The organism is Paenibacillus sp. FSL L8-0340 (genome assembly GCF_038593145.1).
Lineage (GTDB): Bacteria > Bacillota > Bacilli > Paenibacillales > Paenibacillaceae > Paenibacillus_AQ.
On sequence record NZ_CP151967.1, the window covers coordinates 1,256,413 to 1,278,099 of the forward strand.

General features: G+C 53.1%; 19 protein-coding genes. 4 read left to right on the top strand and 15 right to left on the bottom strand.

Going from position 1 to position 21,687, the window contains the following annotated elements; all coding sequences use genetic code 11:
• Positions 1-70: 70 nt before the first annotated feature.
• A complete protein-coding gene (locus NST07_RS05715) occupies positions 71-1,021 on the bottom strand; it encodes an EamA family transporter (protein ID WP_341090189.1) in 951 nt (316 codons plus the stop codon).
• 185 nt (positions 1,022-1,206) lie between these two features.
• Here NST07_RS05715 and NST07_RS05720 point away from each other — a divergent pair, with 185 nt between their 5' ends.
• The 4 genes from NST07_RS05720 to NST07_RS05735 all read left to right on the top strand — a co-directional run bounded on the left by NST07_RS05720 (position 1,207) and on the right by NST07_RS05735 (position 6,944).
• The gene (locus NST07_RS05720) at positions 1,207-2,628 is read left to right on the top strand and encodes a PLP-dependent aminotransferase family protein (protein ID WP_342481194.1); all 1,422 of its coding nucleotides are present in this window, start codon (positions 1,207-1,209) and stop codon (positions 2,626-2,628) included.
• Between the two features lie 378 nt (positions 2,629-3,006).
• Positions 3,007-3,399, top strand: coding sequence for a hypothetical protein (locus NST07_RS05725; RefSeq protein ID WP_341090192.1), 393 nt, complete (start codon positions 3,007-3,009; stop codon positions 3,397-3,399).
• 17 nt (positions 3,400-3,416) lie between these two features.
• Positions 3,417-4,637 (top strand): MFS transporter, encoded by a 1,221-nt coding sequence (locus tag NST07_RS05730; protein ID WP_342481195.1) that lies wholly within the window; start codon positions 3,417-3,419, stop codon positions 4,635-4,637.
• Between the two features lie 51 nt (positions 4,638-4,688).
• A complete protein-coding gene (locus NST07_RS05735; RefSeq protein WP_342481196.1) occupies positions 4,689-6,944 on the top strand; it encodes a GH32 C-terminal domain-containing protein in 2,256 nt (751 codons plus the stop codon).
• Positions 6,945-7,282: 338 nt separating this feature from the next.
• Here the strand turns inward: NST07_RS05735 and cysC are convergent, their stop codons facing one another.
• From cysC to NST07_RS05805, 14 genes are all read right to left on the bottom strand, one after another.
• Positions 7,283-7,909 carry an adenylyl-sulfate kinase gene (gene cysC / locus NST07_RS05740; RefSeq protein ID WP_342481197.1) on the bottom strand — a complete coding sequence of 209 codons (627 nt, stop codon included), beginning with the start codon at positions 7,907-7,909 and terminating at the stop codon, positions 7,283-7,285.
• Positions 7,906-8,778 carry an STM4011 family radical SAM protein gene (locus tag NST07_RS05745; RefSeq protein ID WP_341377486.1) on the bottom strand — a complete coding sequence of 291 codons (873 nt, stop codon included), beginning with the start codon at positions 8,776-8,778 and terminating at the stop codon, positions 7,906-7,908. Before NST07_RS05745 ends, cysC begins: the two co-directional genes overlap by 4 nt.
• Positions 8,775-10,166, bottom strand: coding sequence for an STM4012 family radical SAM protein (locus NST07_RS05750; RefSeq protein WP_342481198.1), 1,392 nt, complete (start codon positions 10,164-10,166; stop codon positions 8,775-8,777). The genes NST07_RS05745 and NST07_RS05750 overlap by 4 nt, the downstream gene beginning before the upstream one ends.
• Before the next feature lie 39 nt (positions 10,167-10,205).
• Entirely contained in the window at positions 10,206-10,991 is a 786-nt protein-coding gene (locus tag NST07_RS05755) for an STM4013/SEN3800 family hydrolase (RefSeq protein ID WP_341090199.1), read from the bottom strand.
• A gap of 64 nt (positions 10,992-11,055) precedes the next feature.
• Positions 11,056-12,336 (bottom strand): STM4014 family protein, encoded by a 1,281-nt coding sequence (locus NST07_RS05760; RefSeq protein WP_341090200.1) that lies wholly within the window; start codon positions 12,334-12,336, stop codon positions 11,056-11,058.
• Positions 12,333-13,178 (bottom strand): STM4015 family protein, encoded by an 846-nt coding sequence (locus tag NST07_RS05765; RefSeq protein WP_341090202.1) that lies wholly within the window; start codon positions 13,176-13,178, stop codon positions 12,333-12,335. Before NST07_RS05765 ends, NST07_RS05760 begins: the two co-directional genes overlap by 4 nt.
• A 220-nt stretch (positions 13,179-13,398) precedes the next feature.
• Positions 13,399-14,808 carry a nucleoside recognition domain-containing protein gene (locus NST07_RS05770; RefSeq protein ID WP_341090203.1) on the bottom strand — a complete coding sequence of 470 codons (1,410 nt, stop codon included), beginning with the start codon at positions 14,806-14,808 and terminating at the stop codon, positions 13,399-13,401.
• On the bottom strand, positions 14,786-15,517 hold the full coding sequence (locus NST07_RS05775; protein ID WP_341090204.1) for a FeoB small GTPase domain-containing protein: 732 nt from the start codon (positions 15,515-15,517) through the stop codon (positions 14,786-14,788). Before NST07_RS05775 ends, NST07_RS05770 begins: the two co-directional genes overlap by 23 nt.
• Positions 15,514-15,768, bottom strand: a complete 255-nt coding sequence (locus NST07_RS05780; protein ID WP_341090205.1) for a FeoA family protein — start codon at positions 15,766-15,768, stop codon at positions 15,514-15,516. The genes NST07_RS05775 and NST07_RS05780 overlap by 4 nt, the downstream gene beginning before the upstream one ends.
• Before the next feature lie 319 nt (positions 15,769-16,087).
• Positions 16,088-16,546, bottom strand: coding sequence for an SRPBCC domain-containing protein (locus NST07_RS05785; protein ID WP_341090207.1), 459 nt, complete (start codon positions 16,544-16,546; stop codon positions 16,088-16,090).
• A gap of 127 nt (positions 16,547-16,673) precedes the next feature.
• Positions 16,674-17,630: a WYL domain-containing protein gene (locus NST07_RS05790; protein ID WP_342481926.1), complete on the bottom strand. Its 957-nt coding sequence runs from the start codon at positions 17,628-17,630 to the stop codon at positions 16,674-16,676.
• 111 nt (positions 17,631-17,741) lie between these two features.
• Complete coding sequence (locus NST07_RS05795) at positions 17,742-19,688, bottom strand: ABC transporter permease (RefSeq protein WP_341090209.1); 1,947 nt, start codon at positions 19,686-19,688, stop codon at positions 17,742-17,744.
• Positions 19,663-20,433, bottom strand: a complete 771-nt coding sequence (locus NST07_RS05800; protein WP_341097569.1) for an ABC transporter ATP-binding protein — start codon at positions 20,431-20,433, stop codon at positions 19,663-19,665. Before NST07_RS05800 ends, NST07_RS05795 begins: the two co-directional genes overlap by 26 nt.
• Before the next feature lie 154 nt (positions 20,434-20,587).
• Entirely contained in the window at positions 20,588-21,685 is a 1,098-nt protein-coding gene (locus NST07_RS05805; RefSeq protein WP_341090211.1) for an endospore germination permease, read from the bottom strand.
• Positions 21,686-21,687: the final 2 nt, after the last annotated feature.

Below are 21,687 nucleotides of genomic sequence, written 5' to 3' on the forward strand. Positions count from 1 at the left end.
ACAATAAAACAGCCTGGAGCCCATTTTTTCAGGGTCCAGGCTGCTCTGTTGTTTAGGAAATATACAATATTTATTCCTGTGGAAGAGCCTCAATGCTTCCTTTTTGAAGAATCGGGGCAGGGGGTTTTTGTTTAAAGATCAGCTGCTTCAGCGCTCCCGCATTCACAAGCACGGTTCCGGCAATGATGGTGAATACCCCGAGGACGGTTAACCAGCTTACAGCTTCCCCGTAGAATACAAGACCCACACCAACGGCGATCGGCGGCGAAATATACAGCCAAGTCGACGGAAAGACGGGATTCGTCTTGGCGACGAGCCAGTAGAACAAGGTGTGTCCAACCATGGAGCCGATAACGGTCAGGTAGAGCAGCGAGCCGGCGGTTTTGAATGAGAGCAGAAACCCGGGATGCACATTCTCGGTGAAGAGCGACAGGATGAACAGGAGCGCTCCGCCATATATCATTTGTGCTGCATTCAGCGCGACGGGTGAAACCCCGGAGAAGGTTGTGGTTACTTTTTTGGAGTAAATTGCCCCCGCCGCATAGCAGCATTCCCCAATCAGCACGGCAGCGCAGCCGATGAGCCACAAGGGGGAGACCTCAATCGCCAGACTGGGCAGAACCAGCAGCAGAACGCCGGTGAAGCCGATGATACAGCCGTAGATCGAATACGACGGAGCTTTTTGACGGAATAAAGCGGTCTGCAGCAGCAGAATCATCATCGGTCCGGTAGCTGACAGCACGGCGGCAAGCCCGGAGGATACATATTGCTCTGCCCAGTACAGCCCGGCGAAGGTTCCGAAGGTCAGCGTGGCGCCGGTGAACAGCATCTCTTTGCGCAGCAGCAGGGAGAAGCTTGCTTTGCCTTTCCAGACCATCCAGAGGAACAATATTGCTCCTGCCATAAAGAAACGGATTCCTGCTGAGAAAAAAGGCGGCGCTCCGGCATCCACACCAATTTTAATCGCTAAAAAGGTAGTGCCGAAGATCAGACAGACAAGAGAGTAAGCCAACAGAATCATATCCAGTTCCCCTTTGTAAAGTTAATATGGCAGTCCAGTAGAATCATTTTGTTAATCATATAGGGGTGGGGACAGAACAGATTGCAGACAGCAGAACAGATGAGAGTAATAATGAGGTACAATACGGGAAAGAGGTTTTGCAGAAGAGCTGCAATATGCGGTTATCACAGGGAGGGCGGATTACGTTGAAAAAAGCTACGGGAGCGGACCAAAGTCATCCCTTGTTCCGCCAGGTGTGCAATTTCATGCTAAACCGGATGGAACGTGGGGAATGGAAGGCACATGATAAGCTGCCCTCGATCCGTCTGCTGGCGGAAGAGCTGAAGGTGCACCGGCTGACGGTATTCAAGGCCTACCGGGTGCTGACTGAGGACGGCAAGGTCTATGTGAAAGACAAATCCGGTTATTATGTATCTCCGGGCGACAGGGCACTAGGCAATGGTTCAAGCGAAGGGGCAGCGGTATCCACTTATTCACTGACGAATCCCTTATCCGATATCCAGCGGATGCCGGTCCAATACCAATTTTCGCAGGCGCTTATTGATCCGAATCTGCTGCCGAACCTGTTCCTGTCCGATTATGTGAAAAAAGTGTTTGACCTTTATCCGAAGGTCATGGGAACCTATTCCTCTGTTCAGGGCGATGAGGAGCTGCGCGGAACGCTGAGCCGCCATTTCCACGATCAGCACCGGCTGCAGCTGTCGACGCAGGAGCTGCTGATCACCTCGGGTGCGCAGCAGGCGATCAATCTGATCGCCGGTATTGTGCTTGGGCCGATGGACAATGTGCTGGTGGAGCGCCCGACGTACAGCACAGCTATGGATATTTTTCGCCGGGCCGGTGCGCGGCTTATACCAGTGGAGATTACACCGCAGGGCTATGATCTGGAGGCGGTGGAGGAGCTGATGCGCCGGCACAAGCCGCGGATGTTCTACATGAATCCGACCCATCATAATCCGACCGGATATACTGTCCCGGCGCGGCAGCGTAAGCTGATGGTTGAACTGGCCGAGCGGTACCGCTGCCTGCTGGTGGAGGATGATCCCTTCCGCGATATGTATTTCGGGGAGAAGCCGCCGCCGCCGTTTTTTGCCTATGATACGGAGGGCTGGGTCATTTATATCAGCAGCTTCAGCAAGTATGTCGCTCCGGGGTTGCGTATCTGTGCGGTCGCCTGCCGTTATCCGTTTATGGAACGGCTGATTACCGCCAAATCACTGGCAGATAACGGGACGCCGCTGCTTAACCAGAAGATTTTCCTGCATTATTACACCTCGCCGCGGCTGCAGCGGCATCTCGGCAAGCTGCGCATTGCGCTCCAGGTGCATAAGGAAATTGTGGAGGAGGAGCTGGCTTCTGCCGGTTGGGAATGGACAGCGCCGGAGGGCGGGCTGAACCTGTGGGTGAAGCTGCCGGAATCCATCTCTGTGGCAGCATTATTTGACCGCAGCATGGAACAGTCGATCTCCTTCATACCGGGAGAAATTTGCGATCCGCTCGGTGAAATGAAATCCTGGCTGCGGCTCAGCTATTCTTTTGCCAGTGAAGGTGTGCTGCGGGAGGGCATCCGGCGTCTGGTGAGGCTTGCCGGGGAGATGGGAAGGTGAGTGTGAATTAAATACTCTCAATTCCCTTAAGATTTCTAATAGACTTTATTGAATGATCTGTTTATAATGGAAAAGTCAGGATTAAGTAAACGATTACGTAAACGATTACATCAAAGAGTTGATAAGACGTGTGTGCGTCTGGAAAGTGTATTCCTGGCTCTGAGCACGAACGGACCGGGTTGCACCTATTTGGGGTTTTTAGCCTGTTACAGTAGGAAACGGACTCTAGTGCAGTTATTTCTCCCTAATGGCCGTTTTTAGATAAAACGCAGAGCAGATAAGGTCGTCTGGGTCCGCAAATGAGAATAAACAGAGGTTTTGATCCCCAAAGCCCTTCCAGTTTAAAGACACGCTCTAGTAGAAAGGACAGATGATTAGATGTTACCTGCATTTCTGGTACAGATCGATCAGATCCCCTTGACCTTCAACGGCAAAACGGACTTCGCCGCGCTCCCGAATCCGGTACGGGCAGCAGCCATGGACGAGAAAGTGCGCCTTGAGGCAGAAAGTCAGCCAAGTGCTAACCGAATTTATCAAATTCTAAACGAAATACAGATTAAAGGCGATGGATATGCCGGGCAGCCGCTAAGAAGAGGAGCCTTGGCCGGGTTGGGGCTCGATGCACCCGATTTCATACGTCTGTTGGTCAGAGTCGAGACCGAGCTCGGCCTTGAACTAGAAAGCGCGGAGAGGGAAGAACTGAAGTTTTCGACGGTAGAACAGTTTTCCGGGTATAGGGCCGATTGTATTCTCCGAACGGTGAACCTATGAAAAAGGATACGGCGGGGATGGGCAAGTTACTACGGAATCGGTTTATGATTGGGATTTTGTTATCCATGACTTTTTTGCAGCTTGGAATTTGGGTCAGAAACTTTGCGGTTTTGTTGTTTGTTATGGAGAAGACGAACGGCAGTGCATTAGCCGTATCCCTGATATCGGTTGCAGAATTTGCGCCAATATTTATCTTCTCCTCTATAGGAGGCGTATGGGCAGACCGATGGAAGCCTAAAAAAACGATGGTCTGGTGCGATATAGGCAGTGCGGTTTCGGTTGCGTTCGTTCTGCTGGCATTGCTGCTTGGTACATGGAAGGCCGTCTTTTTGGCAACGCTGGTCTCTTCGATTTTGTCGCAATTCTCTCAGCCATCAAGCATGAAATTGTTTAAGAGGCATGTGCCGGAGGACCAGCTTCAGACTGGAATGTCCATGTTTCAGTCCGTGATAGCCGTCTTTACGTTGCTTGGACCGGTACTGGGGACGATGTGTTATTATCAGTTCGGCATTTCGGTCTCTATCGGTCTGGTTTCGGTTTGTTTCCTTCTATCGGCTGCGGTCTTATCTTTGATGCCAGCAGACACTAAGTCCGACAAGATGGAACATTCGAATAGTATGAGGATTGAAATGGTTCAAGGCCTGCATTATATCAGAGGGAAACGAATTTTACTTTTGTTGGGAACATGCTTTTGTTGTACCGGTCTTGGCATCGGATTTATCCAGCCCTTAGGCATCTTTCTTATTACGGAAAGACTTGGCTTGCCGAAGGAATATTTGCAGTGGATGCTCTCTTTGAACGGTATGGGGATGATTCTCGGCGGAGCCTTAACGGTAATGCTGGGAAAAGTCATGCAGGCCCGTTCTCTGCTTGCTGTCGGCTTGGCGGTCAATGCGCTGTGTATGGTGATTTCCGGTCTATCGACTTTTATGTGGCTTACGCTCTTGGCTCAATTTTTCATCGGCATGGTTACGCCAGGCTTTCAGGTAGCGGTTCAGACTTTGATTTTGAAAAATACAGAGCAAGCTTATGTCGGCCGAGTGAACGGCATCCTGTCCCCTCTCTTTATGGGCTCGATGCTGATAACGATGAGCATGTCAGGATGGCTGAAGGATCAGTTGTCCGTTATGGTGATGTATCTGTTAGCCGGTGTGTTTTTTGGAGTTGGACTTCTGATTGTTTCGCCTTTGTTCCGAATGGAACCGTTGGCAGAGGCCAAAGGGATGAACACCCTCTAGGTTACTCTATACGAATATACGAATTTACAGAGAAGGGGAAGATTTTTTCGAATGGAAAAGAAACAAGGATTGATTAGCCATTGGTCTTTTGACGAAGCAAGTGGAAAGGAAGCGTTAGATCACGTTACCGGAATCAACGATAAGATTGAGTATGTGTTAAACGAAGCGCGGTATAACGATTCGCATGACCCGCAAAGGAGAAAAGGAATCAGTGGAAATGCGCTGATGTTTGACGGATATTCCAATTGGATCGCTCGTCCGGCTGAGAAGACCGTTATGCCGCAAGACGCGCTTACGCTTGAAGCATGGGTAGCGCCCCGTACTTATGAAAGAGGCATAGAAGCAAGGCTTTCGCCCATCATAAATCAACATGACCGCGAGAAAAAGGAAGGTTATGTTTTTGGTATTTTACGTCACGGCCAGTGGTCCATGCAAGTAGGATTAAATAACGAATGGGTTGAGATTTGGGCGGATGGACATTCCCTCCCCCTGAATCAATGGTCCTATATTGTTGCAACATTTGACAGTAGGAATGCCGTGATGAAACTCTTTCTGAACGGTGAGGAGGTAGCAGCCAAATCAATCGTTGCTAACACAGCGATTACACCATGCAACAGAGATTTAATGATCGCCAAGAATAACAAGGGCTTCATATTGGGCGATACACCGTATGTGCTTAATATGTACAGCGGCATGATCGATGAATTGAAGATGTACAATAGAGCTCTTTCGCCGGAGGAAGTGAGACAATCTTACCAGGATTATGTGACTCCTTATGGAGGTTCCATTCCGGCGATTCCGTACGATGATATCAAATTGGACCGCAGCTTGCTTGCAAACGACAGGCACCGTCCGCAATACCACCTTAGTCCACCGCAGCATTGGATGAACGAGCCGCACGGGCCAATCTATTTTAACGGGCAATATCATTTGTTCTATCAGCATGATCCGCATGGGCCGTATTTGCATACGATCCATTGGGGCCATTGGGTTAGCGATGACTTGGCGCATTGGCGGGATCTGCCATGGGCGCTTGCTCCAGAGGAGAACGGTCTTGATCCGGATGGCGTATGGTCCGGCAGCTCCGCTTATGACGAGAACGGCGTTCCGGCATTGTTCTATACCGCCGGCGACGACAGCGCCACTCCGAACCAGCGGGTAGGGCTGGCACGAAGCACCTTTCTGAAAGACGGTGAGAACGATCTGGTCCGTTGGGAGAAACATCCCGTTCCTGTCATCGTTCAAGAGAAAGGGCAAGGCTTCTATGGCGATTTTCGCGATCCTTTTGTCTGGAAAGACGGGGACACTTGGTACCTGCTGATCGGTTCGGGCACCGACGGTCAGGGGGGAACGGCACTCTCTTATACATCAAAAAACATGATCGAATGGGTGTATAAGGGCCCCTTTTATATAAGCGATATTAAGAAATACCCTTATCTCGGAAATATGTGGGAATTGCCTGTATTCCTTCCGCTCGGTCAAGACAAAACCGGAACTGAAAAATATATTTTGCTCATTAGCCCTCTTGGCCCTGAAGCCGACGTTGAAGTCTTTTACTGGATTGGTACCTTTGACAAGGATGCCATGCGATTTACTCCAGATCAGGAAGAACCGCAGTTGATCGATCTGGGCGATTTCCATTTCACGGGTCCTAGCGGCATGGTTGATCCGAAGACGGGACGTAAGCTCATATTCACCATTTCCCAGGGAGTCAGAACGTCAGAAATTAATTATTATTCCGGATATGCCCATAACGCGGGAATTCCCCTTAGCATATTCCTTCGTGAGGACGGACGGCTTGGAATACGACCCATCGAAGAAATGGAACTGCTTCGCGGCGAAAAACTCACATCCATCGAAGGTAAATCGTTAAACGAAGCCAATGATCTGTTGAAAGAAGTCAAAGGCGATATGCTGGGAATACGGGTGGAGCTGGAGGCGGGAACGTGCACACAGTTGGGAATAAAATTTCGCTGCTCCCCCGGTGGTGAAGAAGAAACGTTGCTCTATTATGACAGAAAGGAATCGGCTTTGATCGTGGACCGAGACCATTCATCATTGGACGAACTGGCAGATTGGGACAGAGGTGTTCAAGGCGGAAAGCTGGAGTTAGGCGGCGAGAATTTGAAGTTGCAAATTTATTTGGACCGTTCTATGGTAGAGGCTTATGCCAACGAACTGAAAAGCTTGACGACTCGCGTTTATCCGAGCCGCACGGATGCTCTTGGTATGCAGATCTGGGGCGACGGTACCCTAACGGTAAAATCAATGGAGGTCTGGGAAATGAAACCTGCTTTTGAGAGCTAGACACGGACGAGAAAATAAAGTTTGATATGCTCCCCTTACGGCAGACAGGTGAAATAATAAAACCTGCCGCTGTAAGGGGAGCTTTTTCATGACTAGAGGACAATCGGCTCTGATTTTCATATATGGGACAATATGGAGATACAAGGCCTCATCCACGCAAGCGGTCGGCCCCAAGATGTCCTGTTCAGGGAAGCTCAAAGTTACATGGTGCTTATCCAAACGTCCGTCCCACGATGTGCTGTCCACGCAAGCAACCGGCCCAAGGCATGGCTAATACATGTAAGTATCCATAAGACACAAAACACCCTGTCCGGGCAAGCAGACAGGGTGTTTTGTGTCTATTTATTAAGCTCAGGCAGGGTCCCGCTTCGTGTTAGCCAGGACCATATCTCATTCACGCTTTCCTCCGGCGTCTGCTCGGCTGTGCGGAGCGTTAACTCTGGGCTGACAGGCGCCTGGTAAGGATCAGAAATGCCGGTGAAGGAGGGGATTTCGCCCCGGCGGGCCTTGGCATACAGCCCTTTGACATCCCGCGACTCGCAAATTTCTAAAGGGCAATCAACATAGACTTCTGCGAAACCGGGCAGCGACTGGCGGGCATAGTCGCGCATTTCCGCATAAGGGCTGATGACCGAGACCACTGAAATGACGCCATGCCGGTTCAGCATACCGGCCACGTAGACGGCCCGGCGGATATTCTCGAACCGGTCTTCCCGGCTGAAGCCGAGGCCTTGTCCGAGCGCGCGCCTCAGCTCATCTCCGTCGAGCCATTCGGCAGCCAGACCCTGTTCTCTCAGTCTGTCCGTCAGAAGCGAGGCAATCGTTGATTTGCCCGCCCCGGACAAGCCGGTGAGCCACAGAGTCATTCCGTGACCCGAACGAATCCCCGTACTTTTGTGCGCTGCTCCAAATTCGGAGCCTTCGTACTTTGCTTCAATTCCAGCACTTTCGCGACTAGCTCTCATCCTTGCACCTCCGCGATTCCGTAGGGTATTCGTTCCAGCAGGCCGGAGCCGTAAATCTGCTCCAGCCGGAGCCCGGGCATGTGGATGTACCCGATATAGCAGTCGCAGAAGTTCATGCGGCAGCTTCGCTCTGCAGCGAGGCCTTCCAGGCCGTCACGGTAGAGGTTGCCGATGACGCCCCTGTCCTTATAGCAGCGTTTTACTATACCGGGTCCCTGCACATAAAACACATTGCTGCCGGCGTTGCAGAGTTTGCCCAGGCTTTCATAGTCGACTGTGTTGATATGGAAATGCGGATCGATGCCGCCGAGAAAGGCGAGATCTTCCGGTGTGTAATAATCCGGTTTGTCTTTGTAGGCATTCACCCACAGATAGACATCATCCGGCAGGGCGGCCCGCAGCGAGGCAATTGCCGGAAAGGCGCTGCGCAGGCCCACACTGCCGACACTGAAGGGAATGCCCTGCTTATAGACAGCCATACATTGGGCCAGAAACCGTTCCTCCCGCACCTGTCCCGGGTGATAGGTCGTCCAGAAGGCAGCCGTGGCCGGGTTCAGCTCCGGGATAAAATCCAGACTGGCCGACAGGTTGGTCTGGATAGCCACCTTGTCCACATGGGGGAGATGGGAGAGGGTAATCAGCGCTTCTTTATACCAGCGGTGAATCAGTCCTTCACCGTAAGGATTGAAGAAGATCGACAGCCGGTGGCCTGCCGCACCTTGCTCCGCAGCCCAGCGGACAAAGGTCTCTAGTCCTTCGCGGTCCTTGGCAAGCGTTGCTGCGCTGTCTCTGGTCTTGCCGAACGGACAGTAGGGACAATCATAATTGCAGGAGGTGAGGGCCCCGCGGTAGTAGAGGACGGCATTCATGGCAAAATGAATCCTTCCATACGTTCCCTGATTTCACCCGAGATGAACCAGTCGCCGATGGAGTCCGAGTAGCCCAGACCCTCAGGAGTTAACCGCAGGATACCTTCCTCTACTTCGCCCAGACCACTTTGAAGCAGCAGATTAAGCTCAGGATAATCATTCCACAGCGAGGCCGAGAAACGTCCGCTGTAGTCCGCCAGCTTCAGCCCCTCACTGTGCAGTACAGCTTTCAGTATGAAGCGCCGCTTCTGTTCTTCCCGGCTCAGCACAATGCCGTAATCGGCCGTGTCATAAGACTCAGACGACACATAATCGGCAATGATGCTCTCCGTTGCCTTGCGGCTGACGCCGTAGCGGGAGGCGTAGTGCACCTCCCGCGTATAGGAACGGGCTCCGCAGCCGAGGCCGACCATCCCCTCCTCCTGACAGCTGTAGTCGAGGATGGCTTTGCTGGTGCCAGCCGCTTCCTTAGCGAAGCGGCGCATGGAATACTGGCGGTAGCCGTGCTCTGCGAGGAGCTGGCAAGCGGCAGTATAGCAATCATGGCGGAGATCCTGCTGGCGCAGCAGATCTCCCGGCTTCACAATCGTATGCTCGCGGGTGTAGAGCGGATAGAGAAAGATCTCCTCCGGCTCATACAGGAGCGCCTGATTCAGCGAATAGAGCCAGGACTCCACGCTCTGGCCGGGAAGCCCGTAGATCAGATCCAGATTCAGGATGGGGAATTGATATTTCCCCAGCAGCTCCAGTGCCTGGTATACCACCTCAGGATTCTGCGGACGGTAGATGGCCGCCGATTCGGCGGCGACGAAGCTCTGAATGCCCATGCTAACCCGGTCCACGGTATTGTCCTTCAGGATGGCGAGCTTCTCTTCCGTAATCGTCTCGGGTGAGGTTTCGACTGAGATTGAAGCAAGGGCGGTGTCCAGGCCCATGATCTCCCGGGCGATCCGGAACAGCCGGCTTAGCTGCGGTGCGGCCAGCAGGGTTGGGGTACCGCCGCCGATCGCGAACCGGGCATACGGCTTATGGCCGGTAAAGGCCGACCACTGTTTTGCCTGCCGTTCCAGCGCATCCACATAGGTGGCGTGGACATCTGCTCGTTTGTCCGGCAGGGTGAAGAGATTGCAGAAGCCGCAGCGTGCGCCGCAGAACGGAATATGCATATAGAGAAAAAAAGAATCCGCAGGCTCTTCCAGCCACAGCTGTTCCAGCGGAATAGGAGGCTGGAATTCACGATAGGCTGTCTTGTGCGGATAGGAATAGAGATAATTGCGGTAAGGGTTAGCGGTAATCTGCTCTTTCCAGCGCTTAAGCTCCTCCGAAGAGAGAGACGGTCTTACGTCGTTGTCATTAGGATGCTGCAGGAAGTTGCCGGTTGACGTCATACGTTTCTCCTTTCTTCCGGGTTGAACCGGGCTGTTGATCTAAAGGATGAATTCCCGGTAAGGGACATTCCACACGGTCTCATGTGCCAGTCGGTGTCCCTGGTAGCCGTCTTCCCCATAGGCTGTGCCGTGGTCCGAGAAGGCCAGGCAGAAGACCGGATTGCCGCGTTCGCGAAAGCGCTCAAACAGGCGCCCCAGCTCTCCGTCGGCATAACGCAGTGCGGCACGCTGGCTGTCTACCGAATCCTTCCGGGTGCCCGGAAGGAAGAAATGGTTCGGCCCGTGGATGGCTGACACATTGAGGAACAGGAACAGCCTTTGATTTAGCGGAGTATCGTTGAGTACCTTCAGGGCATGGTTCACCTGATGCTCCGTGGAGCGCGGGTTCGTGACACCGAAAGTCATCCGCCAGTAGCTCTGCTGGAAATAACCGGGCAGTACGCGGGCCAGCGGGACCTTTTTAGTGAAAAAAATAACCCCGCCAATACATACCGTACGGTAGCCCTCGGCAGCAAGCCCTGATACAAGATCAGGTGTGTCGAACAGCCAGGTGTGCGGATGGGTCTTCATCCCGGTATTTCTGGAATGGAACAGCCTTACATGCGAAGCTTTGTCCGTGTCAGCGGGAGTCGGCAGGAAACCGCCGAAGAAGGCGTGATGTGCGGCATAAGTGAAGCTGCCGGGGGTATGCCTTTTCTCCCAGGAACCGGTGCCGCACAGATTGGGACAGTTCTCTTCCTCCAGAACAGCAGCATCGTAGCGCAAGGTATCCAGTGTGATCATCAGGATGTCATGGGTGCCAACAATGGCATTCATATCTGTCATAACCGTTATAAGCGCCCTTTCTTAAGAGATATGGATTAAAGATAGCAATACGCTATAAGGTCTCTCATTCATGATTCGCAATTGCATTCAGCTTTTTCATTTCCCATTCATACGTGCCGCAGCCGTCATACTCCACATCGTAGAGCAAGTCGCCAAAAGGATTTACGTCCGCAGCATAAGTACGCCGGGAACTGCCGGAGGATACCAGGATATCAATCCCGGCAACGGCCGAGCGGGGGAAGGCGGCAAGGGCCTGCACAGCTGTACGCCGTACCTGCTCCTGCACCTCTTCCGTGAGCCCGGCTTCTGCCGGAGACATCCGCTGGCTGCGCAGATGCAGGTTCGTAATGGGCGTGGTGCTGACCCGGGCAACGGAATGGCAGGCTTCTCCAAGCACGACAAGCTGGCGGATGTCGAACGAAACTCCGGCTGCGCCCGGCTTGGGAATCCATTGCTCGGCATACGCGCCATGGCTGTAGAGCCAGTTGATGATTCCGGACAGAACAGCGGAGTCGGTATAACGCCGCAGTTTCCCTGAATTATAGTACACGGGAGGGCGAGTGATATACTGCTCAACCCCGATAGTAGTCACAGCGATTTCGGCTCCCGTAGCGGGATTGATCTGATAAGCGATGACACCGGAAGCGGCAGAGCCGCAGGCCAGCTTGATGAATACCCGGTGCATCCGCTCCGTGATCATCAGCTCCCTCAGGGACGCATAGTCTGACGGAGGATGTCCGCCGCCCAGAGGCCGGGGAACCGGAACACCGGACTCAGCCAGAATCTGCTGAGTCCGGCGTTTGTCGGTCATGGCAGCAATATCTCCGGGGTGATTCTGCCACCGGGCTTCTGGCAGCAGCTCTGCGGCCTCGCGCTGAAGCCTGGCCAGCAGCCGGCAGTAGCCGCGGAACCATTGAGATGGATGATGCAGCACGCCGGGCATGTCCTTCAGCCGCCCGGCGGCCTGGAGACTCAGCGGATGGGGATCAGGATGATGCCCGAAGGGGTGCAGCGAGTCATCCTGATCCCCGGCATCCGGTGCGCCCAAGGTAATGAGGGCCTGCTCCATCTCGAAGCTGCCGCCGGGTGAATCCAGCCGCAGGAGAGGCGGAGCTGCTGCCGGATGTGAACCGGAAGGCTCTGGCCACAGGCCCGCCTGTCCGCTGGTCTGCAAGTGCAGCGCCTGCTCCAGCAGCTCTGCGAGCGAACTTCCCCGCAGCAGCTCTGAGTAAGGGATGAGCAGGGCCGGGGGCATCCCGAGGCGGCTCCGCGCCTGCTGGATGCCGTCCGAGCGCCTGTCGCCGGGACAACATAGCAGGATCAGCGGCTGCGGTTCCTGCATCATTCGGTGATGGAGGGATAACGCCAATCTTCCTCGTCATCGCTTTTTTGCTGGTCGCTGACATCGGCCGGCAGGCCGCTTGCCTTCCAGCGGGCAATCATTTCATTCGACATATAATGATAGCTCAGGTTCAGTGCCTTCAGGTCTTTAATCCGCTCGCTGGCCAGCAGCGCCTCCGCACCCTTGTCACTAAGCGTTCCAAGCGAAAGGTCTAGCGTATGCAGCTGGTCCAGAATGGGCGCATCGGCCACGGCCGCAGCAATTTCATCCTGAATTTCACTGTTTTTCAGTCCCAGATAGGTAAGCTTAGGGAACTTATCCGGCTGGATCAGCGGGTAGAGATCTTCCAGTCCGCCATCAAAGCCATAGTTGTCCACGCCAAGGTACAGCTCCAGCTTGCGCAGATTCGGCAAATGTCCTGCGGCGATTTCTGCCAGAACGCTTTTGCCAAGTCCGCCGGTAATAATAATCAGTTCCTCCAGCTTGTCATGCTGCAGACTGCTGAGGCTCAGTTCATTTCCGCCTTGAATGGTGAGTGATTGAAGCTCCGGATAGGCGGGGAGAAGCGGGGAAAGATCGCTTTGTGTAATCCACGAAATTTCACATTCTTCATAACCCATCTCCCCGATAAACAGCTTGCGCAGAGCCGGAAAGCTTCCGCTGTATTTCACAAGGGCTGACACAACCTCCTTGGAGCTGTTCTCATAGGCCTGTCCCCAATCCCCAATGATGAGGCTGGTTAGTTGCGCTGCTTCAGGACTTGTGCTCAAGCGTTCAATCTCCGTGCCTATTCTTTGACCTTCTTCAAATTCGTCGTACCCGACAGTAAGCTTTACTTCCGTCATTAACATTCCCTCCCGGAAAAATATGGCTTCAATTTCACCCTAACATCTGAGAAGGGGGCGAGTCAAATTACGGGACAGAACGGGAATGGAGCATTGAACGGAGCCTGCCAGGCAGTTGCAGCAGCAGCGGGAATTCCGCGTTCTCCGGAAATGTGCGGATACACAAAAACGGCCCGGCCCCTCCCTGTATACGGGAGAAGCCGGGCGCGTAAGAACTCTGTCAGACCCAGCCGAACAAGCGCGCTGCCTGTGCAACCAGGAAGGTGACGGCAATGGCGATGCCCAGCGGTATGACAGCCGAGAGCACTGCCCATTTCATGCTTTTGGTCTCTTTGTAGATGTTGATCAGAGTAGTGCCGCATGGATAGTGGAGCAGGGAGAACAGCATCATGTTGAGCGCGGTCAACCACGTCCAGCCATGGCTCAGGAAGATATCCTTGATGCTGCCGATACCGTCGACATCGACCATAGCGCCGGAGGACATGTAGCCCATAAGCAGAATCGGCAGCACGATTTCATTGGCCGGAAGCCCCAGGATGAAGGCCATCATGATGAAGCCGTCCATGCCGAGCAGCTGGGCAAAAGGATCAAAAAAAGCGGCCATATGGTTCAGCACGCTGTCTCCGCCAACGAACACATTCGCTAGGATCCAGGTGATAATGCCTGCCGGAGCAGCCACGACGATGGCGCGGGTCAATACATTCAGCGACTTCTCCTTGGAGGAGCGGACAATCGTCTTCCAGATCTGCGGACGGCGGTACGGCGGGAGTTCGAGCGTGTAGTGGGTGGGAACGCCGCGCAGCGCGGTTTTGGACATGACCCAGGACACCGTTAAGGTTACCGTGATACCGACCATTACGATTCCCATCAGGACAAGGGCTGTCGAGAAGGTCCGCAGCGCACCAGTGGTAGCGGCCCCGACCATAAACATGGAGGACAGCAGAATCAGGGTCGGCCAGCGGCCGTTGCAGGGCACGAAATTATTGGTCAGAATAGCCAGCATCCGTTCACGCGGCGATTCGATAATGCGGGTGGAGAGAATGGCGGCAGCATTGCAGCCGAAGCCCATCGACATCGTTAACGCCTGCTTGCCGTGCCCGCCGGATTTCTTGAACAACCGGTCCATGTTAAAAGCCACGCGCGGCAGATAGCCGAAATTCTCCAGCAGCGCAAATACCGGGAAGAAAATCATCATCGGCGGCAGCATGACGCTGATAACCCAGGAGGTTCCGCGGTACAGGCCAAGCACAAGCACGCCGTGCAGCCAGGCTGGAGCGCTCACTGCTTCGAATCCGGCGGTTAAATAACCTTCGATGAAGCCGAACAGCGAGGCCAGCCAGCTCGAAGGATAGTTCGCGCCGGCAATCGTAATCCAGAAGACGAGTCCGAGCCCGGCGAGCATAATAGGGAATCCCCATATTTTGGAGGTGACAATATTATCAAGCTTATAAGTGCTGCCCAGCTTCTTTTTGTCCTGGTAGGTAACTGCATCTCTGCAGATCCCCGCAGATACACCATATATTCCGCTTACGATTTCATCACGGATTCCGCCCTTGTCTGCGAGATTCTTCGCTGCCGAGAGCAGGGAATCCATCGGATCGGCTCCCTTAATGACATGCGGTGACTCCATGGCCCACTACCCCCTTCGATCCGGAAATATTCCTCTGTCCCATATTGGCTTTGAGCGAAGCAAGCAGGCTTTCGTCACCGTCCAGCAGCCGCAGGGCAATCCAGCGTGCCGGATATCTTGAACCGACCGTCTGCTCTACCATAGGAAGGAGCGCGGCGATGCCCTGCTCAATCTCATCGCTATACGTAATCCGCAGCGGCTCCGCTGTATAAGTACCAGTAGCCACACGCTCAATTTGATCCAGCAGCGCCTCAATGCCGATTTCACTCCGGGCCGAAATTGCGGCTACCGGCACGCCGAGCCGTTTCGAAATGGCCTTCAGGTTAATATCGATACCCAGCTTCTTGGCTTCATCGATCAGGTTGATACAGACAACGGCCCGCCCGGTAATTTCCAGCACCTGCAGGGCAAGATTGAGATTACGCTCCAGCGAAGTGGCGTCCAGCACTACCAGCGTCACATCCGGCTGTTCAAAAATAATGTAGTCCCTTGCGGCCTCCTCGTCAGCTGAGTTGGAGTACAGGGAGTAGGTACCCGGAAGATCTACAGCCAAGTAGGTGTTATTCTTGTGGGTAAACTCGCCTTCGGCGGTGATGACGGTCTTGCCCGCCCAGTTGCCGGTGTGTTGGCGCAGGCCGGTCAATAGATTAAAGAGTGTGCTCTTGCCCGTGTTGGGATTGCCTGCAAAAGCTACAGTGTAACGGTTCATGCTTCATCACCTCCGATTAATTCTCCGTAAATCAGAGCGCTTTCTTCCCGGCGCAGGGCAATGGTTGTATTACTTACCCGGAAGGCGGTAGGGTCTCCAAGCGGACTGCGCCGCAGTACCTCGACAGCATTGCCGACGACAAACCCGAGGTCGAGCAATCTTCTCCTCAGCACACCCTGCACTTCTATGCTGCGGATATGCAGGGTACTGCCGTTCACAGCTTCAGATAATGGAATTACGGCTCCGGCCATAAGATTTTCCTCCGTTCCATCCAGATTGATTGAGCATGTATGATTTATTGATTTATGTTATGCACATGGGTTAGATTCTTGTACTCTGCCACAATATTAGTATACGTAAATAAATTTGTCCATGCAACAAAAAAGTTTCCCTAGGGAAAAATAAAAATAACCCACGCGTAAAGGCAGCAATTGCTGCTTTTACGCGTGGGTTGGGGGACTCAGAGAGCATCCATGCATTCGATTGGACTGAAAAAACATCCTCTCAAGTAGGGATGTACTGGCTATAATCTGATAAACACAGAATTCGTCCATCTTCAGGTGTCTGCTTCTACTCCCAGCTACCAAAATCCAGCGTACTGCCTGTTTCCACTAAGGTCTTGATGTTGCTGAGAATCTGCCACCAGGAGCTTTCGCTGGGGCCGTAGGATGGATCATCAGGATGCCATTGATCATGAATCAGTGTCAGCTTGGTACAGCCGCCAACCGGCTCCAGCAGCCAGGAGATGCATGATTCATACGGTTCGCCGCCCTTGAGATAGGAGGGGCCGACCTTGTGGGTAAAGCGGAACGCCTGCTCTGGAGAGAATTCCAGCACTGTGCCGTATACATGCAAGGTATCGGGGCCATCTGCCCCCGGCCCGATATATTTCAGCGGTTCCCCTGCTGTAAAGCTGGAGTGGATCGTGCTGCCGTAATAGATTTGCTGTACTTTATCCGGTGAGACGAGGCTGTCCCACACCTGTGCTGGTGTTCCGCCGATATAGAATTGATATTTCAGTTCTTGCATGCCTTATTCCTCCTGCCTTTTATGTTCTTATTTGCCTCGGCAAAGTCCTATGAATGTTTGCCTTAGCGATAAGTTCACTATACAAAAGAATCACTGACAGCTGCGGTCAGTGATCCGGATAAAGATATTATTCTTTATAATAATCTGCAAGGTCCGCAGTGATAGCTGCCAGCTTCTGCCTTAAAGCTGCGGGTTCGATGATCTTAAGCGCTTTGCCGTAAGGCAGCAGGAAATAGGGGGCGTAGCTGTATAGCGAGGCTTCATCCAGCAGGAAGCTGGCTTGTTCCGGGGTTCGTTCCGCAAGCGTATGGCCGAACAGCCAATGGCTGCACAGATCATTCAGGACGGCTTCCGCAGACTGGATGATGACAGCCACCAGTGCGGAAGCTTTATCCTGGCCGGGAAGCAGGCCGCGCAGCAGAAACTCGCGTGCGGAGAATCCGGCAGGTCGCACAAAGTCATCTCCGGTCCGCCGCAGTCCTCCAATCCGGTCTACCCGGAAGCTGCGGATTTCCTGGCGGTGATGGCAATAGCCGGCCATATACCACTGGCCTTTCCACAGCACCAGCCCGTAAGGATCTATAGACCGGGCAGAAACATCCGCTCCGTTTCCCTTGCGGTAGTCCATCTGCAGGGTGAGGCTGCCTGCGATGCAGGCTTCCAACTCCTCCAGCAGCGGCTGCAGCACAGCGCCAGGTGCATGGAGCATCTCCATGCCGGCTTCGTGGCGCTCCATTTGTGACAGCTGCGCCGCATTGCTGTAGCGTTTGAGCTTGGCAATCGCTCCGTCCAGGGCTGCGACATAAGGGTATCCGCTGCCCCGGGCAAAAGCGGAGGCCTGTACGAGCGCCCTCTGTTCCCTGGTGTCGAAGAACAGGGGCGCTGCACTGAAATGCTCAGGCAGGCTGTACCCGCCTCCCGGCCCGGCGCCGGCAATTACGGGAACACCGCTGGCACAGAGCGCGTCAATATAACGGTAGACGGAGCGGATGCTGAGCTCCAGCTCCTCCGCGAGCTCGGCAGCGGTTCTTCTCCTCTGTTGCAGCATCCACAGGATGGACAGCATATGATCGGCTTTGGACATCAGGCAGAACCTCCGGTACGCCTGTAATTCTGCTCTCTGGTTGCAATCAAGCAGCGGCGCTTTATTCTCACTCACTAGGACTCAGCATTCATTGTAGCCTACGCCTCCGGGTTACACCATCATCTTCTTCAGACTATGAATATAGCGGGATCTGACAATGATGAAATACACGGTTTGCACTAACAGGAAAGCTGCCGATGTGATCAGCACAGGAACGGTAACATTCGTGATATCCATCACTTTCAGTACGGGACGGACAACTACAAGAGTCTGCACGGCTGCAATAAGAATAGGGATATAGAACAGCAGTGCAATCTGTCTGGTGGCGGAAGCCGACATTTCTCTGGTGCTGAGTCCAATCTTGGAGAGTGCATGGTACATCCGCATATCTGCGTTCAGCTCTGTATGCAGCTTGAAATAGAGGAAGCTGGCTGAAGAGAGTGAGAAGATCAGGGCGATAAAGATGCCGATAAAACTGAGCATTGAGGTTCCCTGCTTGGTATTCATATAGCTATCAGCCCGTGCACTTATTAACGTATGCCAGTTGTCAGTCGCATGATTCCTGTCCCTGCTCCACTGCACCAGCTCACTGGAGATGACAGTCTCCGGCTCCCCGGTCTTAGGAAGCAGTGCATCCCACGCCGGGATTTTATAAAAGTAATTTATTTCGCGATCATTGGCTCTAGCCTTACCGGCAGCTTCTGCATACACACTGTCGCTGACAATCATCACCGACGGGTTGTATTGGCCAAAAGGCATAACCGGTGGATTGATAAGATGATTCAGGACGAGTTCCACATTTACTTGATCTGCCAGCAGAATCTTCTCTCCTGCGTTATATTCGATAATGGCGTTCTGGGGGTTAAGCAGCAGCACAGCTTCTCCGTCAGACAAAGGAGGGATTCCGGTGACATCCATTTGTCCTGCCAGTTGATTAAATACGGACACCGTCAGCAATTGAACGTTGTCAAACTGGTCCACATCATTAAGGCCTCGGATAGAAACGCGGATGAATTCCACTTTGTTCTCTGTGTACTGCAATCCGGCGTTTTCCAGGGCATCATGAATGGTGGTCAGTCCGGGTTCGGGACCGTGTCCATTGTCAACGGAATAGTCGATAGCGAATGGACTGTTCACATACGTCGTATTATTCGAAGAGCTGATGGATAGAAGAAGACTTGCGGCCATGCAGGCCAATGAAGTGACAACCGTTACCAGAAACAGCATCCGCGCATTGTCTTTAACCTTGTAGCTCATTTCGTTGATCCAGAGCAGATTGGTTCCGCGCCATAGCCGTTTGCGGCTCAGCTTCAGCAGGCGGATGCCCAGCACCGACAACTGGGAGTAGAAGAAATAAGTGCCGGCGATGCCTGTGACGGCAGCGATCAGCAGTGTGTTCGGAGACAGCTCCAACCCGATGGAAATGGCTCCTGTTGTCAGCAGTGCAAGTCCGAGAAGCGAAAGCAGCCAGGATACTTTGGGCTCCTTCTTCGGCTTCACGCTTCCCTTAAGCAGCTCTAGCACCTGGTTCCTGCGGATGAACAGCAGGGTGAAGATTGAATTTATCAGGAATAACGCCAGAAAGGAAACGGAAGTGATCACGAGTGCTTTTACCGGCCAATAAAATGGCATATCTGCAATACCAATAATATTAGTGCTGAGCAGCAGGAACAGCTTGGACAGCAGCATCCCTGCGGCCATGCCGCTCAGGATCGACAGCAGGCCTATAATCATATTTTCCAGCAGAATCAGTCTGTTGATCTGCCCGGGACGCGCGCCCAGGATCATCAGGATGCCGAATTCCAGATTCCGCAGCTTGAGGAAAGCACTGATCGAGTACAGGACAAAGAAAAAGGCGAAAATGAAGACAATATAGGAAGCAATTTTCATCCCGGTAGCCGAATTACGTCCAAGCTCAATAGAGGTTACTTCAGGATGATAGATGAACACCGAATAGGAAAAGAAGATCATGACCATAAAGGCGCTGCTGAGGAAAAAGGCCATATATGCCCGCGCGTTGCGTCGCACATTGTTAAACGCGAATTGAGGAAAGCTCATGACTATTCCCTCCCCAGAATGAAAGTGTATCAATGATCTTCTGGAAGAAGGCCTGGCGGTTGTCGCCGCGGTGGATTTCCGCAGCCAGCTTGCCGTCCTTAATGAAGACGATGCGGTTGCAATAGCTTGCTGCCATCGGATCATGCGTAACCAGCATCAGCGTCGTGCCTTCCTTGCGGTTGATGTCCTCCAGCGACTCCATTACGATCCGGGAGGAATTCGAATCGAGCGCTCCCGTCGGCTCATCGGCGAGCAGAATGGCAGGCGAAGTTATAATTGCCCGGGCAATCGCCGTCCGCTGGCGTTGTCCGCCGGAAATTTCATAGGTCCGCTTATTTAGGATGTCCGTGATATTCAGCCGCCCGGCCACCCGCTGCAGCAGCGCGTCCATCTCGGAAAGCTTGCGGTTATCCAGAGTCAGGGGAAGAACGATATTCTCCCCTACGGTCAATGTCTCCAGCAGGTTGAAATCCTGGAACACAAAGCCAAGCTTTCTGCGGCGGAACAGGGCCAGCTCTTTTTTGTTCATCTGATAGGGATTGCTGCCGCCGATCTTCACTTCACCCGAGGAGGGTTGGTCAATGGTTGAGACCATGTTGAGCAGGGTGGTTTTGCCGCTGCCCGAAGGGCCCATAATTCCCACAAATTCACCTTGCTCAATGCTGAGATGAATATCGGTAAGAGCCTGCGTAAGCACCTTTCCCGGGTATACTTTGTTCATTGCCGTGACTTCGAGTACATTCATGGAATTCATTCCTTTCTAACCGAAACATGAGTGTCACCCATTGTCGCCTATAGGTGCTTATCTTCTGATTCCGAGTGTACAGGATGAGCTTCCGGCATGCTATGGTTTTACCTTAACGTTTCCTTACAGCGCGGTTAAGGTTATGTTCGCCAGGTCAGGAGGATGTTCGTTTGAACCATCCCCGCAGCAGAATGGATATTGAGAGCAGCAGCGGGAAACCGATTTGGAACAGCGGGTCAATCTTGAGGCTTGGCCCCAGGCCGAAGGCAAGATGCTGGGTATAGTCCCTCGCCAGAAAGGAAGTGCCATAGATTGCCGCTCCTACGGGAAAAACCCACCATTTGGCCGGTTTGCCGCTCAGTTCACTAATGCCTTTAACCGCGCAAAAGTAGAAGAGCATCATCTTGATCAGCAGCCCGATAAAGAGTTGGATCGTTACCAGAATGTCGAGCCGTTCCACAAACTTGAGGTTCGATAAGGTGCGGACTGTCTTCAGAAAAGGCAGTTGGCTGATCCCTGCAATCGATGGGCCGAGGACAGCCACATTCAGCGCGTTCATGAAGATGAGAAAGATGCTGATGGCAATATAGGCGGTCACTGTATTTTTTACCGGCACACCGGGTTTATCCCAGAGGGACCACAACATCAGGAACACAATCATTTGGCCGAAGGGAAAGGAGACGATATCCGGCAGCGCAACTTCTACAATCGGCATAAATCCGCCCTCGAAGACAGGAGTCAGCCGGTAGAAGTCGATGGAGCCCATAATACCAAGCAGCAGCACAAGCAGGAAATAAAAGAAGAGAACCAGCGGGAGCAGCACCTCGGGCAGCCGGAAGACAACCTCCGCACCTTTCCAAATCGCATAAAGTGCAATCATTACAAAAATGAGCATCGTGAGCGGCATCGGGGATCTCGGCAGTAAAGTCAATGCCGTCAGCTCGCCGAGATCGCGGACATTGCGCATCGACTGGTAAGCGAAATAGAAGCAGTAGATCAAGCCGATCACGGAGCCGGCAACTCCTCCGAAATGGAATTTAAGCATGCTGATGAGGTCCAGCTTGGGCGAGCGGCGCTGGATCCACAGCAGAAGCAGAAGGAGGATGAAGCCGCCCAGCGAGCCAGTGCACATGGCCAGCCAGGAATCCTGCTTGGCCTTGCCGCCCAGCAGAAAGAGCGGCGTGCTGCCAATCTCGAACAGCATAATCATAAACGCAATTTGCAGGCCAGACACCTGTTCCTTTTTTTGCATGA